General features: G+C 28.9%; 15 protein-coding genes. 7 read left to right on the top strand and 8 right to left on the bottom strand.

The window, feature by feature from the left end:
- The first annotated feature begins 20 nt into the window (after positions 1 to 20).
- Positions 21 to 1,784 carry a glycosyltransferase family 2 protein gene (locus tag ACR0QS_RS04465; RefSeq protein ID WP_432632255.1) on the top strand — a complete coding sequence of 588 codons (1,764 nt, stop codon included), beginning with the start codon at positions 21 to 23 and terminating at the stop codon, positions 1,782 to 1,784.
- A gap of 20 nt (positions 1,785 to 1,804) precedes the next feature.
- On the opposite strand, the gene ACR0QS_RS04470 is transcribed toward ACR0QS_RS04465, so the two are convergent.
- Complete coding sequence (locus tag ACR0QS_RS04470; protein ID WP_432632242.1) at positions 1,805 to 2,110, bottom strand: cell division protein ZapA; 306 nt, start codon at positions 2,108 to 2,110, stop codon at positions 1,805 to 1,807.
- An 18-nt stretch (positions 2,111 to 2,128) separates the two neighbouring features.
- Positions 2,129 to 3,061 (bottom strand): viral A-type inclusion protein, encoded by a 933-nt coding sequence (locus ACR0QS_RS04475; protein ID WP_432632243.1) that lies wholly within the window; start codon positions 3,059 to 3,061, stop codon positions 2,129 to 2,131.
- Between the two features lie 134 nt (positions 3,062 to 3,195).
- Between ACR0QS_RS04475 and ACR0QS_RS04480 the strand changes: the two genes are divergently transcribed.
- Both ACR0QS_RS04480 and trmB read left to right on the top strand, forming a co-directional pair.
- Positions 3,196 to 4,308, top strand: a complete 1,113-nt coding sequence (locus ACR0QS_RS04480) for a hypothetical protein (protein ID WP_432632244.1) — start codon at positions 3,196 to 3,198, stop codon at positions 4,306 to 4,308.
- 33 nt (positions 4,309 to 4,341) lie between these two features.
- Positions 4,342 to 4,995 carry a tRNA (guanosine(46)-N7)-methyltransferase TrmB gene (trmB, locus tag ACR0QS_RS04485; RefSeq protein WP_432632256.1) on the top strand — a complete coding sequence of 218 codons (654 nt, stop codon included), beginning with the start codon at positions 4,342 to 4,344 and terminating at the stop codon, positions 4,993 to 4,995.
- A gap of 150 nt (positions 4,996 to 5,145) precedes the next feature.
- On the opposite strand, the gene ACR0QS_RS04490 is transcribed toward trmB, so the two are convergent.
- Positions 5,146 to 5,523: a hypothetical protein gene (locus ACR0QS_RS04490; RefSeq protein ID WP_432632245.1), complete on the bottom strand. Its 378-nt coding sequence runs from the start codon at positions 5,521 to 5,523 to the stop codon at positions 5,146 to 5,148.
- A gap of 265 nt (positions 5,524 to 5,788) precedes the next feature.
- Complete coding sequence (locus ACR0QS_RS04495) at positions 5,789 to 6,649, bottom strand: flagellin (RefSeq protein WP_432632246.1); 861 nt, start codon at positions 6,647 to 6,649, stop codon at positions 5,789 to 5,791.
- 456 nt (positions 6,650 to 7,105) lie between these two features.
- Between ACR0QS_RS04495 and ACR0QS_RS04500 the strand changes: the two genes are divergently transcribed.
- Entirely contained in the window at positions 7,106 to 8,371 is a 1,266-nt protein-coding gene (locus ACR0QS_RS04500) for a hypothetical protein (RefSeq protein ID WP_432632247.1), read from the top strand.
- Positions 8,372 to 8,718: 347 nt separating this feature from the next.
- Here the strand turns inward: ACR0QS_RS04500 and ACR0QS_RS04505 are convergent, their stop codons facing one another.
- From ACR0QS_RS04505 to ACR0QS_RS04520, 4 genes are all read right to left on the bottom strand, one after another.
- Positions 8,719 to 9,318, bottom strand: coding sequence for a hypothetical protein (locus ACR0QS_RS04505; RefSeq protein ID WP_432632248.1), 600 nt, complete (start codon positions 9,316 to 9,318; stop codon positions 8,719 to 8,721).
- A 502-nt stretch (positions 9,319 to 9,820) separates the two neighbouring features.
- The gene (locus tag ACR0QS_RS04510) at positions 9,821 to 11,011 is read right to left on the bottom strand and encodes a bifunctional ornithine acetyltransferase/N-acetylglutamate synthase (RefSeq protein WP_432632249.1); all 1,191 of its coding nucleotides are present in this window, start codon (positions 11,009 to 11,011) and stop codon (positions 9,821 to 9,823) included.
- A complete protein-coding gene (locus ACR0QS_RS04515) occupies positions 11,008 to 11,520 on the bottom strand; it encodes a hypothetical protein (protein WP_432632250.1) in 513 nt (170 codons plus the stop codon). Before ACR0QS_RS04515 ends, ACR0QS_RS04510 begins: the two co-directional genes overlap by 4 nt.
- Positions 11,521 to 11,557: 37 nt before the next feature.
- The gene (locus ACR0QS_RS04520; RefSeq protein WP_432632251.1) at positions 11,558 to 11,911 is read right to left on the bottom strand and encodes a DNA primase; all 354 of its coding nucleotides are present in this window, start codon (positions 11,909 to 11,911) and stop codon (positions 11,558 to 11,560) included.
- A 167-nt stretch (positions 11,912 to 12,078) separates the two neighbouring features.
- Here ACR0QS_RS04520 and ACR0QS_RS04525 point away from each other — a divergent pair, with 167 nt between their 5' ends.
- The 3 genes from ACR0QS_RS04525 to ACR0QS_RS04535 all read left to right on the top strand — a co-directional run.
- On the top strand, positions 12,079 to 12,756 hold the full coding sequence (locus tag ACR0QS_RS04525; RefSeq protein ID WP_432632252.1) for an 8-oxoguanine DNA glycosylase: 678 nt from the start codon (positions 12,079 to 12,081) through the stop codon (positions 12,754 to 12,756).
- Positions 12,757 to 12,867: 111 nt separating this feature from the next.
- Complete coding sequence (gene cas6 / locus ACR0QS_RS04530) at positions 12,868 to 13,668, top strand: CRISPR-associated endoribonuclease Cas6 (protein WP_432632253.1); 801 nt, start codon at positions 12,868 to 12,870, stop codon at positions 13,666 to 13,668.
- A gap of 3 nt (positions 13,669 to 13,671) precedes the next feature.
- A partial coding sequence (locus ACR0QS_RS04535) for a Cas8a1 family CRISPR/Cas system-associated protein (protein WP_432632254.1) occupies positions 13,672 to 14,699 on the top strand: 1,028 nt, incomplete at its 3' end.

Consider the following 14,699-nt stretch of genomic DNA (forward strand, 5'->3'; position numbering starts at 1 on the left):
AATTAAAGGTTTTTATTTTTATGAAGATAAACGAATCGGTTTCAATATTAGTTCCCGTATATAACATAGAAAAAAATATTGAAAAAAATATAAATATTCTTATAGAAAAAATCTCTCCTTTTATGACAAACTTTGAAATAATTATTTCGGACGATGGGAGCAAGGACAATTCAAAAAAAATCATAGAAAAAATATGTGCGGAAAATAAAAATATTATAGGAGTTTATTCAAAAGAAAATCATGGAAAAGGAAACGCGTTAAAAAGAGCCTGCGAAATTGCAAACGGAAAATATATTATATTCTGCGATGGAGATATGGAAATCGACCCTTCGCAGCTTGAAAATTTTTTTGAAATAATGAATAAAGAAAACGCGGATATTGTAATCGGTTCTAAAAGACATAAAAATTCTGTCGTTAATTATTCCAATACAAGAAAAATAATTTCTTTCGTATATTTTATGTTCGTTAAAATATTTTTTCATTTGCCGATACAGGATACTCAAACGGGATTAAAATTATTCAAAAGAGAAGCGATAATAAATATTTTCCCTCGAATTTTAGTCAAAGCCTTCGCATACGATTTGGAAGTTTTAGTCGCCTGCAATTCAAACGGTAAAAAAATAGTATCCGCTCCCGTTATAGTAAATCCGAACAGACATTTTGGGTTTATAAAATTAAGCGTTTTATGGAAAACTTTTATAGACACTTTGGCAATTTTTTACAGATTGAATATAGTGAAATTCTACAAAGATTTATTTGAAGAATTAAAATCAAATCCGCTTGTAAGCATAATAATTCCTTTAAAAAAAATAAACGATTATATAAAAGACGAAACGGAATATTTGCTCGAACAAACTTATAAAAATTTTGAACTTATTATATTGCCAGATTTTTACTCCGAAGAAGAAATAGATTTAAATATTTTCAAAGATAAAAGAATAAAAATAATCGAAACTGGAAATTTGCCCCCAGCGTTAAAACGAGCGAAAGGAGTAGAAATTTCAAACGGAGAGATTTTAGCGTTTTTGGACGATGACACTTATCCCGAAAAAGATTGGCTTAAAAATTCTTTAAGAGCTATGGAAACAAAAAATATAAAAGCGCTTGGAGGACCAGCCGTCACTTCGCCTAAAGATAATTTTTCAAAACAAATAAGCGGATTAATTTACGGTTCGGCGCTAATGAGCGGAAAACATAAAGCGAGATATGTTCCAGATAAAGTTCAATATGTTAGAGATTATCCGAGCTGCAATTTTATCATAACGAAAGAGCTTTACGAAAAAGTCGGCGGATTCGATAGCGAATATTGGCCAGGCGAAGATACGATTCTTTGCAATAATATAATGAAAGCGAACGAAAAAATATTATATACTCCCGAAGCGCTGGTTTATCATCATAGAAGAGATTTATTTTTTGGACATTTCAAACAGCTTAAAGGCTACGCTTGGCATAGAGGTTATTTTGTGAAAAAATTCGGCGGGAATTCATTTGAACTTTCTTATTTTATTCCTTCGATATTTTTATTGTGGACTGTGTTTTTACCTATAGCCTTAATTTTTAATTTTCCAATTTTTATAAATAATTTAATTCCCGCTTTAAGCGAAAAAATAATAACGGTTTTTTTACTCGCTCCACATACTTTATATTTTATATGTTTAATCGGAAGTTGGATTAGCTCGTTTTCTTTAATCAAAGGATTTTGCAAAATAGTCGGAATATTTTTATCGCATTTAGTTTACGGATTTTTCTTCATAAAAGGTTTTTTAAGAGGATTAAAAGAATAATTATTTATTTCTCTTCAACTCTATTCAACGGCGTCTATAAGTCTTATCAATTCTCTCGACCTATTGGCAATACTTTCTTTTAACGCTTGTAAAGTGTCGCTTCCCGCTTTACTGTTTGCGATTTCCAATTTCAAATTGTCGGCTATATTCAAGCATGCGAGTATTGCTATTATATCTCTCGGTTTGTCTTCGCCGTAATATTGCGCTATGTCGTTCATACTTTTGTCTACAAAATCGGCAAGTTCTTTCAAATATTCAATATTTTCTTCTTGCGATTTTATATTTAATGTTCTTCCGAATATATTTACTTCTAAATTATTGCTCATAAGTTTTACCTATTTTATTTATTTTGATTCGTTATCAAAGAAAAATTCTTCCTCATCGTCATCGCCGAACATATATTCGTCTTCTTCATCCGATTCAAAATTATAATCGTCATCGTTTTCGTTATTATTATCTTCAATATTTTCTTCGCTTTTTTCCAATTTGTATTTATCTTCATTTTCTTCGTTGTCTTTAATATCTTTAATATCATTATCCCAGCTCGAATCGGACGCGCTTGAAAAAGGGTCTTCGTCTTCGGAAACTTTTATAGCAGCAACATTATTGAAAGAATTTTTATTTTCAGAAATATTATGCGTTTCGGCTTTAATCTCTTCGCTATTATTAAAAATATTTTCTTCATTTTCTTTTTCGCCGTCAATATTATCGCTTTCTATATTTTCGTTATTTTCCCAATCATTTTCCGAGCTATCGTTAATATTTTCTTTTATATTTTCATGATTAATTTCATTATGTTCGCTATGATTTATATTAACTTCTTTATTATATTTCATAGCGCTGTCTATCGTGCTTATTAATTGAGATAATTTCGATTTTAATTCTTCGTTTTCTTTTTTCAAAGTTTCGTTTTCAAAATTAATATTTTTAATATTATCTTTAAGGTTGTCGTTTTCTTCGATTAAAGAAATTGAATCTTTTTCGGTTTTTTCCACATTTATTTTTAGATTGTCTTTTTCTATTCTTGCAGCTTCGAGTTGTTTGAGCAAATTATCTCTCTCTTCTTTAAGAATATTGAGATTATCGGCGATGTTTCTTTTATCGGTTTCCAATATAGTTTTTTCTTCTTTAAAAGAATTAATTTTAGATTCGAGTTCGAGTTTTACTCTATTTAAAAAACTTATATTTTCGGCTAAAGCTTTATGTTCGGCTAAAAGCGTTTCGTATCTATTTAACAAGTCTTTTACTTTTATTTCCAAAATACTGAATTCTTCCATGTTTACAACTCCAAAATAGCATAAATAGGATTAATAGGATTTAAAAAAATTATATCATATACGACATAATTGTCAATTTTTAATTTTTGTGATAGAATAAAAATATATTAATTTTAAATCAATAAAATGTTATTATGAAAATTCTATTTAAAATAATGTTATTAACTTTACTTTTAAGTTATTCAAAAATGTTCGCTCAATCGCCTTACACGGAAAAAGACCAAAAATTTTTTAAGGCGATGGCAAATATTCTTTCGCTTGTAGAAATAGAAAGACAAACGGAAAGTTTTATTGATTACGATTATATTCATGAAAGTTATAAAAGAGCAAATCCGAGAAAAGATTCTTTTTCTTCGAGAGCTTTATACGAATTATCCACAATCGAATTTCACATGAATACTTTAATCGGAGTGAGTTTAGAAAAAAAACGATTTACTATGCCAGACATGTATCTTTCGCTCGGGAAAAGTTTTCATTACGATTGGATATTTTCAGCCACGCCTTTTGCCACTTTATCTGGTAAATTTGATGTTTTTGATAAAAATAAATCTACAGGAAAAATCGAACTTTACGATGCTGGAATAGAAACTATAACATTAACGAGAATATTATTGTCTTTTAGAATGAAAGCCGCAAACGATATTAACGGTTCTACTTTCATGCTTCTTCCTTCAGTTGTCGATTCGGCTACGGAAAATTTTGACGATATTGCCCATTGGTATTTGCCGAGAGTAAATAATGAAATGGGATTGAGAGCGGGATTTATAGGACATTATTTTGAACTTTCTTATTCGCAGGGTTTTTCGGGCGAATCGTCTCCTCTTGCAGTTTTATTCAAAATTAACGGAGATTTTTTTAAAACCCAAATTCTTTATCAGCATGAAAAAAATAATCTCTCTCCAAATAATTACGGTTATAATAATACTCGCAATATAATTCAATTATCCGCTATGGGAAAATTGCCTTTGCTTGATAGAACGATTTGGATTAATATGCTCGGAGAATATACTTGGAGGCAAAATGACGCTCATTATTTGAGATTCGAGTTAGGCTTGGAATGGAAAATATTAAATATCGCAATTCGTCCTTTATTTTATATTGATAATAAAACTTCTAAAAATATTAATGAAAAAAGAGATTTATTCTGTTTAGAGTATTCCGCTTATCTTAAATTTTATTCCGTTTATTTCGGTTTTCAAGGCGCTACGGACGGAAGATATTATATTGCCTTGAAAGCTTTATTTTAAATTATTTGCAAAAATAAAAAAGGAGAAACGATTATTAGAAGTCCAAATATTAACGAAGATATTTTAAAAGAATATATACTTGACGATTTTAATACAAACGATAATAATATTATTGCATCCGAACTTGAAAAAAGATTATTCGGCTATGATAAAATCGATTTGGAAATTGGAAGCGGGAACGGAAAATTTATTGTCGAGTTGGCGATTAATAATAAAGATAAATATTTTTTGGGAATAGAATATTCTTACAAAGCGGCGAAAAAAACCGTCTTCAAAGCTTTTAAAAGAAATATAAAAAATCTTACGATAATATTCGGCGAGGCAAATTCAATCATGGAAAAATATTTGACTAACAAATATAAATTCGATAATGTTTATTTGAATTTTCCCGACCCTTGGCCAAAGAAAAAACATTCGCATAGAAGAATATTCAATAAAGAATTTTTAAATAAAATATATTTGATACTTAAAGACAACGGAATATTTTATTCGGCAACGGACGATGACAATTACGCTCTTGAAATAATGAATCCTATTTATAAAGAATCCGAAATATTTAAAAACATTTTAGAAAAAGAATATATGGAAAAAATTGAAAATTACGGAATTACTTTATACGAAGAAAAAATGCGAGCGGCGGGACATAATATTTATTTCTTCGCTCATAAGAAAAACGATATTTTATAAAGCGCGGATTATTTTTTATGCTTACGAATATATTTAAATATATAATTATTACATTGTTATTAATAATATTTATATTTTTTATTGGAATCGTTTCAATGCTTGTCGGAATATTGCCCGCGATAATAGTTATATTTATAGAAAAAATTTATTCTATTTTGCATTTATTGTTTTAATCATATTTATTTTATTTTTTCTTAATCTAATAAATATATCTTCAAAAGATACTTTTTTAAAAATGCTAACATCGGGATTAATAATTTTTATAGAAGTATCAATACTATTTTCTAATTTATTATCGCATTCTTTCAACATTATATAAATAAAAATATTTTCTGGATATCTTAAATCGACTTTTCCAATTACAAAATTTCCATGTAAAATATAGCAGTTGGATTTGAAAGTAGGTTTTATCAGTATAAAATTTTTATCTCTGTAAGTAAAATTTATTCCCCATTCTATTTCTTTAACGCTAACATTCGTCATATTTATAGAATAAGCCGAATTAAAATAAAATTTTTCACTTTTCATTTTGTAGATAATTTGATTTAACGATAGCATTTTATACCTCTCTCATTTTGATTTTTATTAACATAACTCAAAATAAAGTTTAAAATAAATTGCTTATTATCAAAAAATTTAGAACAAAAAACTTTAATATTGATACTGAAACTAATCATAATTATATTATAATACATTTTTTTGTTTTTGTCAAGTATTTATAATAATAAAGATAAAAAATAGCCGACTCACTTTTAATGAAATCGACTATTTTATCCTAACCCTATTAATTTACTTACTGAATTAAACGCAATATGCCTTGTCCCATAGCGTTTGCTTGAGCGAGCATAGCCAAATTGGACTGTTGCAATATGCTGTCTTTAGCCAACTGAACCGAAGATTCCGCCATATCCGTATCTCTTATTCTGCTTTCGGACGCTATAGTGTTTTCATAAGCTATCATTAAACCTTTAGCAGTTAGTTCCAATCTGTTTTGATAAGCGCCGAGATTAGACCTTTGTTTTGAAACTTTTATTAAAGCTTCATCAACTAAACCTATCGTTGTATTCGCTTTATCAACCGAAGAAATTGAAATAGCCGTTCCGTCTTGAATATTTTGTATTCCCAAAGCAGCCGCCGTCATAGTGCCAATATAAACTCTTCTTCTTTCGTCCATATTCGCTCCAATATGAAACCACATACTTGAAACGGGATTTCCGCCTTCGTTAGGATTTGAAAATCTTCCCGTAAGCATGTTAAGAGTGTTAAACTGCGCATGGCTTGCTATACGATTAACTTCGTCAACTAATTGAGATACTTCCACTTGAATAAGCATTCTGTCCGCATCGGTATATATTCCGTTTGCCGCTTGAACAGCCAATTCTCTTATTCTTTGAAGAATGTCTTGGCTTTCTTGAAGATAACCTTCCGTAGTCTGAATGAAAGAAACTCCGTCTTCCGTATTTCTTTCCGCTTGACGCAAACCTCTGATTTGAGAACGCATTTTTTCGGATACTGCCAAACCAGACGCATCGTCTCCAGCTCTGTTGATTCTGAGTCCTGAAGATAATTCTCTCATATCTTTTCCCAAGTCCCAGTTTTTAAATTTTAAAGTGCGCTGAGAGTTAATAGCGCTAATATTATTATTGATGATCATCGTCATCCTCCATGATATTTATTCAAAAAGGCATCCCTGCCTAATTGTCAAAAAAATATTAAAGAGAATTTACGGTATTCCGACAATCAAAACGAAGACTTGAGTTGTAAGAATACCGAAATTCATAAGGAACATATTTAAAGCTTAAATATATTCCAAACATATGGTATAACAACTATACAAATTGAAAGCTCGAGACCGCCAAATCTATGGGCTTTCATTTGTTATATAATTATTTTCGGCTTTATCGACATAAAATTAAATTTCATTTAGCATTTTTTTAAATTTTTTCTATAAAATACGGCTTAAAAGCGTTATTATAATACATTTAATACATTTTTAAGAATTATTTGCAAAATTTTAACGATTTTCAATTATAAAAACCTAAAGCAATTTATTTTTTAAACGAAAATAATAACGATATAGTTAATAAATCGAATAGGACTATTTTAATATATGAATTATATAAACAAAATTCGTTTAATAATCGTTTTAATATTGATATCAAATATAAATCTTTTTTCAAATAATTTAGATAACAGTTTCAAAATGATTTCGAGGCAGGGAGAAACTTCAATAATAGTCAATGAAGAAGACGCGAATATTGATTTCAAAAATAGTTTTCCTAAAGATTATTTTTCCGTTTCCACAAAAGAATCTTCCTATTTGGTTTTGGACGATTCAAAAAAATATATTATATTGATGCCAAGCACGAAATTGACTTTTGAAAATAATAAATTTAGTCTGGATTACGGATATATATATATAAAAACAAAACATAATGACGATATTCAAATAACATTAACCAAAGAAGAAATAAATTATAATCTCAAAGGTAAAACTTTTGCCGTGATTTCTTATAACGAAAATATTTCTGTCATAAGTTATAACAACGCGGTAAAAATATCGCCCGAAAATTCTTTGGGATTAAATTATTATTTAGAACCTTATAATAAAACTTCGATTATGCCAAATCTCAACGGTCCTTATAGAATAACCGAAAACGAAAGAAGTTTGATTGATAATGTTTCTAGGCAACTCGAAATTGAAGTTAATAATCATTTAAACGAAGATATAGAAAGATATAATTTTAAAATAATGGAAGGCACTAAAAACGAAACGACAATTTATAGAGTTGTTCATCCAAAAGAAGGTCCGAATATATTTTTAATAGTTCCTCATGGAAACGAAAGAGTCGGAACTGATGTTGCAATGGAAAGAATAAATATGCCGATAAAAAAAGGAAGTTTAACTATAGTTCCGATAGCAGTTCCAGAAGCCTACAGAAAAAATGTTCGAGCGATTGGAGGACTCGATATTAATAATAGATTCTTTGATAGAAAAATAAACAGAAATATTACCGACAAACTTGCAAAAAAATATATGGATATGCTTGACGAATATAAAATAGATGTCGTCCTCACTTTGCATGAAGGAAACGGATTCAAAGAATTTTTCGGAGATTCTATTATATACGATACAAGAAAATTAGACGATAAAGTTTCTAAAGTTTTATCGAATATAAATTCAAGAATAGAGCCAATGAGTTTTAAGTTTAAACAAATGTATTATCCTATGCCGACAACGATAACTTTTTACGCCACAAAAAAAAATATTGACGCTTTCGGAATTGAACTTACGAGAAATTTAGATTACGATAAAAAAAGAATCATAATGCATACTATATTGAGCGAATTTCTTAAAATATACGAATTGGAATAAATTATTATTTATTAGTAATTACAAGGCAATATTTAAATTAATTAAAAAATTAATAGAATTATATTTTAACATTTAACTTTATTAATAGTGGATTGCTTCGCATTTTTACAAATGCTCGCAATGACAATTTTTTAAAAAACAACCCCACGCTTTCACATGAGGTTTCAAAAATTATATTATATAAAAGGAATGTATCCCTTTTCAAAGAGAAAAAAATGAAAAACAAATGAAAAATTTTAAACATAATTGATATTTAAATAAATCATTGCGAGTTTTTAATAAAAAACAACGGACGAAGTCTTAACCTCGCCCGCGCTTGAGTGTGTGAATTAAACTATATTACCAAATTAACTGCCTGACGGAGTAGTAGTCGGAGTATAATTAGTCAAAGTGCCTTCATAAGTAGCATCATAACTATAATTGTCTGTTGACGACACTAACGAAGCTCCAAGAATATATGTAATCGATATGGTATCACCAGAGATAGTAAACTTTACGGTCTCTTTAGCGGTATTTTTATACTTAACACCACCATCTTCACCATTCATTTCATCTAAAATCGTTGCGCCATATTCGGAACCAGATTTTAACGCTTCTTTTTCTTCCGCTAATTCTATATTTTGTTCGTTCTCTTTTTCCCATTTTAATTTATTATTAGCGATTTTCAAATAAAATAGTCCGTCATTCATAAGGTCTCGTTCAGTTTCTTCTCTGTTACCTCCAGCAACGGAAAATTCAGATATATTATGGGATTTGTGGTAAATAGTTCCGCTATAATAACCATTTGGTAAATCTGTTGCGGGGTCGCCCGTAAAAGTCGGAACGGCATCGGCTCCGCTATTTCCTTCTGTTCCTGGCTCTGCTGGATTTTTTCCACAGCTTATGAATAAAGCTGAAACTAAAGCTCCTACAACCAAGTAGGTAAAAAATTGTTTGATATTCTGCATATGAATATCCTCCTTTGAAATAAAAATTTAAAATTTATAACTAAACGGAGATTTTTAATTTTCTCCGATAAGCTATCGAAAGTTATTGAAGTTAAAAAAGTTTTAACTAAATTTATATTTGCAAAATTATTTTTTATCGTCATCGCCATTAGGCGCACAGAGTGTGCTAACGGAGTGAGGCTAAAGCCCGCCTTTGGCGAGCAATCCACATAGATTGGATTACTTCGGACTTCGTCCTCGTAATGACTGATTATTGCAAATTGATTTTTTACAAAATGAATAAATACATTTAAAAAATTAATTGAACTTAAAAAAGATTTAACAAATAAAAGTTTGTCTTTAAAAGAATTAAAAAAGTTTAAACTATTTTGTTCGCGGTTCGCGGTTCGCGGTTCGCGGTTCGCGGTTCGCGGTTCGCGGTGAACTGCAAATATTATTTATTAGATTTAATAACATAATGGTTGAATTATACGATATTTAGAATTTTTTGTCAACGGTTTAATCAAATATTATAAGCGGAATGAACGGCAATATATTCTTGAGTAATGTCCGTGAAATAATAATAATCTTCGTATTTAGTATTATAACCGCAGTCTAAAATTATCGAATGCTCTTTTCTTTCTTTATTGAAACTGTCTTTTAATCTTTTAATGTCCGATTTATTATTATTTAACTCTCCGTTTTTATATATATTTATTCCGTTTACCGAAAGCGAAAGATTTTTTATATTGATATTCGTATTTCCGATAGTTGAAAGTATTTTTTCGTAATTTGGATTCAAAGATATAAATAATAATTTGATTAAATTTGAAGTCGCCATATATTTTGCCATTTCAAAAGCGTCTTTTTGAGTTTTTGTTCTTCTCACGGAAACTATAATAGTTTTTGTGATTCCTTCTCCGTCAAGCACTATCATTTTAGAAAGGCTCGCGCATATTTCGTCAAGTTTATTGGTTAATAATTTAAGCAGTTTTTTATCTTCTTCGGTTATGATTTTATTATTTGCCAAACCGTTAGCCATCATTATAGCCGTATCGTTTGTAGAAGTTTCGCCGTCAATGGAAATTCTATTTAAAGTTTTATTTATCGATTCTCTAAAAGCTTTATTCAGGGCTTCTTTTTCAATATTCAAATCGGTAAATATAAATAATAAAACCGTAGCCATATTTGGATGAATTATCGAAGTTCCTTTTGCAATCGCATAGAAATTCACAGTTTTATTTTCAATATTTAATTTTGTCGAATATACTTTATCGAATTTATCTCTCGTCTGTATCGCTTTTACAATATTGTCAAAACCTTCATTTAACGAAGATTTTTTAATCGCGTTTTTTATCTTTTCCGCGTCCAAATGAACTCCGATTATTCCCGTAGAAGCCATTAACATATTTTCTTTTTTGCATTTAAAATATTTACTTGCAAAATTAGCGATATTCAAAACATTATCGTAGCCTTTTTTCCCAGTTAAAGAATTTGCGACTCCACTGTTTACTATAAGCAAATCGATTTTATTTTTATCGTTCTTTTTTGAAAAGATTATCGGCGCGGCTTGAAATTTATTTTGAGTATATAATGCCGACACAACGCTCGGAGGCTCGCTTTTTATTATCGCAAGGTCATAGCCGTTATTTTTTATTCCAGATTTTAACGCCGCAGAAAAAAAACCTTTTGGAATATTATCCGCATTTATCATACATTAAAAAGCTCCTCTTCTTCAGGGTCCGCGTCATCCTCGACTTTTTTAACTTTTCTATTCTCGTAATTTATTCTCTTTCTCACAAAGAGATTGAATTTCTTTCCGTTTTGTCTCTCTCGTATTATCCCAAAAGTTCCAGAGCCTAAATAAACGATTTTGTCATTTTCTTCAATGTCGTTTATATTTTTTTGTCTTATCTCGTTTAATATGCATTCAAAATGCGCGAGCTTATTCGTTTCGTTATGATTTATTCCTTCTTCCGTTATGTATATCGGATTATTGCAAATCGGACATATCGGCTTTTCGGAATTATCGTTCATTCTTTTATCAAGATAAATTTTTTCGTATTCTTCTACGGTTTTTTTATTATTATTTTTATACTGATTATTATAATTGTTTTTATAAAATTGTTTTTTCTTATTCTTTTTTTTATTGCTATTATTACGATTATTATAAAATTTATTATAATTATCTTTTCCGAATTTTTTGCTATTTTTTTCAGACATTAAATCGCCCTATTAAATATTATTCTTTGACTTATATTTATTCATCATCGTCAAAATCATCGTCAAAATCTTCGTCTTCATCATCAAAATCGTCCATATATTCGCCGTCATCGAAGTCGTCGTCAAAATCGTCATCATCATCGAAGTCGTCGTCAAAATCGTCATCATCATCGAAGTCGTCGTCAAAGTCGTCATCATCATCGAAGTCGTCGTCAAAGTCGTCATCATCGAAGTCGTCATAGTCTTCGTCATAATCGTCATCGTCAAAATCTTCGTCATCGTCAAAATCTTCGTCATAATCGTCATCGTCAAAGTCGTCGTCGAACCTTGCAAAATAACCGTTTAAGATTTTTGTTTCGTCTAAAAAATTTAAGGATATTATTTTTTCCATTATCCGCTCCGTAAATATATGATTTTAAAGCAATAATAATATAATAGTTTTTTTTGTCAAGTGTAAATAAAAAAATTATTTGGCATATATTTCATAGTTATTGAAATTTAATAAATATATTGTATTATCGTATAAATTTTTAAAAAGCGTTTGAAAGAGGAATTACTATGGATAGAGAATACGCGAATCATTTAATGGGAATTTATAAAGATAAAATATTGCATGAAAGAATGAAAAGAAGGCTCGGATATTTTAAGCGAGTTTACGAAAGAGATAACGATAAAAGATTATTTGCAGAACTTGCTTTTTGTATATGCACTCCTCAAACTAAAGCGAGAAGCGGGGCGGCGGCTATAATAGACCTTTATAATCATAATTTGCTTTTTAACGGAAGCGCCGAAAAAGTTGCAAATATTTTAATTAAGCATGTGAGATTTCATAATATGAAGGCTCAAAATATAATTCTTGCAAGAAAGCTTTATTTTCCGAAAGAAAAATTTATTTTAAAAGAAAGAATAAACGATGCGATTCAAAACGGAACTATGGTAGAACTTCGCAATCAGCTCGCAAAAGAAGTTAAAGGCTACGGACTCAAAGAAGCGAGCCATTTTTTAAGAAATATCGGATTTGGGCAGAGTATAGGAATATTGGACAGACATATTATGCGGGTTATGGATAAACTTGGAATACTCCCAGAAGGAATGACTCCAAAAACAAGTTTGACAAAAAATAATTATTTAAGAGTCGAAGAGAATTTAGTGGAATATTCAAAAAGAGAAAAAATACCGATGGAATATTTGGATTTCGTTTTTTGGTTTGACGCCACGAACGATATATTTAAATAATTGCAAAAATTATAAATTTTAAAAATTAAATTTTTATCAATATTTCCCTTGACAAATTATTACAAAGTGTTAAAATATACTATATTAATTTATTAATGACGAGTATTAATCATGAGAATAAAACTTCATTTTGAACTAGAAAATAATATAATAGTTAAAGATTACAGAGAGTTAATTTTAAGTTTTATAAAATCTTCTTTGGTAAAAAATTTTAAAAAGAGTTATAAAGAAATTTATGAAAGCAAAGATAAACCGATAATGAAATTTTTTACTTTTGCGGTTTATTTGCCAAAACCAAAAATTGAAAAAGACAAAATAGAACTTGATAAAAATTATTTTAATGTGGTTTTTTCGATATACGACAATAAGCGATTTATAGAATTTTATAATTCTTTTAATTCGACTATAAATAAAGAACCTGAAGAAATAAAAAAAGAAAATGAAGAATATTCTTATCCGCTAAAAAATAATAAAATGAAACTTAAAAATATAACTATGGAAAATGAAAAAATTATTAATTCAAATAGAGCGATTATAAAATTTTTGAGTCCGCTCGTTTTGAGGAAGCATGAAGAAATTACGATTAATGAAAAACGAAAAGGAAAAGATATTTATTTGGACTTTAACGACAGCAATTTTAACGAACAGCTTAATTATTCCGTTTCGAGATTGATTAAAGATTTGAAATTAAACGGCATAAATTCAAATATAAAATTAGAACCTTGTAAAAGCGCGAGAAAAACCGTTGTCGATTTCAAAAATATTTTAATCAATTCTTCAATCGGCGAATATATTATTTCGGGCGATAGCGAACTTTTGAATATTTTATATAAAACGGGAATCGGCAGCAGACGAAGCGAAGGATTTGGAATGTTTGAAATAATTAAAGAATTAAAAAGCGAGGAAGTTTAATTTATGGCAACTAAAAAATCTATTAAAGAAAATAAAAAATCAATTAATGAAGATGGATATTTTAAGGTAAGCCTTGACACTTTTCTTTATAACGCGGGGATTGTTGGGTTTATAGAAGTTTTGGAAAAAGCTGACGCGGAAGAAGGGAAAGATAAAGATTTTTATATCAAAGGGCAAGATTTGTTAATTAAAAAAGAATTTCTAAAAAGTCCTAATTTAGCTCAAGCCTATATTGATTCTATTTGTGATAAATTTAAAAACGATACATTTTTTGAAAAGATTAAAAATGAAAAATCATCTAAAAAGGAAATTGAAAATATTTGTAGTCAATATGAACTTAAAAAAGGAAGCAATACGGATATTAAAGGTGGTAAATATAGACAGGCAATAAAAAAAATAGGATTATCAAAAAAATATGATTATGAAACGGAATTAATTAAATTACCTCATAAAGAAAGAATCGAAAAAGTTAAAATAATACTAAATGACATAGAAAAGGATGAAAAATTAAAATCTATACTTGATTTTAATAGCGTCTCTGGGAAAATAACTGCATTTTGGGGACAATTTGCATTTTTAGATTATGCCAATACTTCGGATTATAAATTAACTGATATTATAGAAAAATATTTTATAAATTCTATAAATAAAATCGCTTTAGATAAAAGAGAAGAAGAAATTGAAGATTACTGTTTTATGTGTTCAAACCCAATATATAACGATTATGTCTACGAGTCTTTAGGGCAAAAGAAAAAAGGGAGTTCAAATAATGAAAAGGAATTAAAAACAAAGCCTTACAGCACTTCATTTATTAACGGATTAACTCAAGACCTTGAAGGAAAGAGTTCTCAATTTTGGAATCATAATCCAGATGTTCGTATATGTCCTTTATGCGCTTTTATTTATGCATGCGTTCCCATTGGATTTATTGATGCAAAAAATTCTTTTGTATTCATTAATAAAAATGATAGTATAAATTTTTTAATAGAGGAAAATAAAAATTATGAGTATAAATTATTGAAATCTAAAGG

Source organism: Brachyspira sp. (assembly GCF_050873525.1).
In the GTDB taxonomy this organism is placed as follows: Bacteria; Spirochaetota; Brachyspiria; order Brachyspirales; family Brachyspiraceae; genus Brachyspira.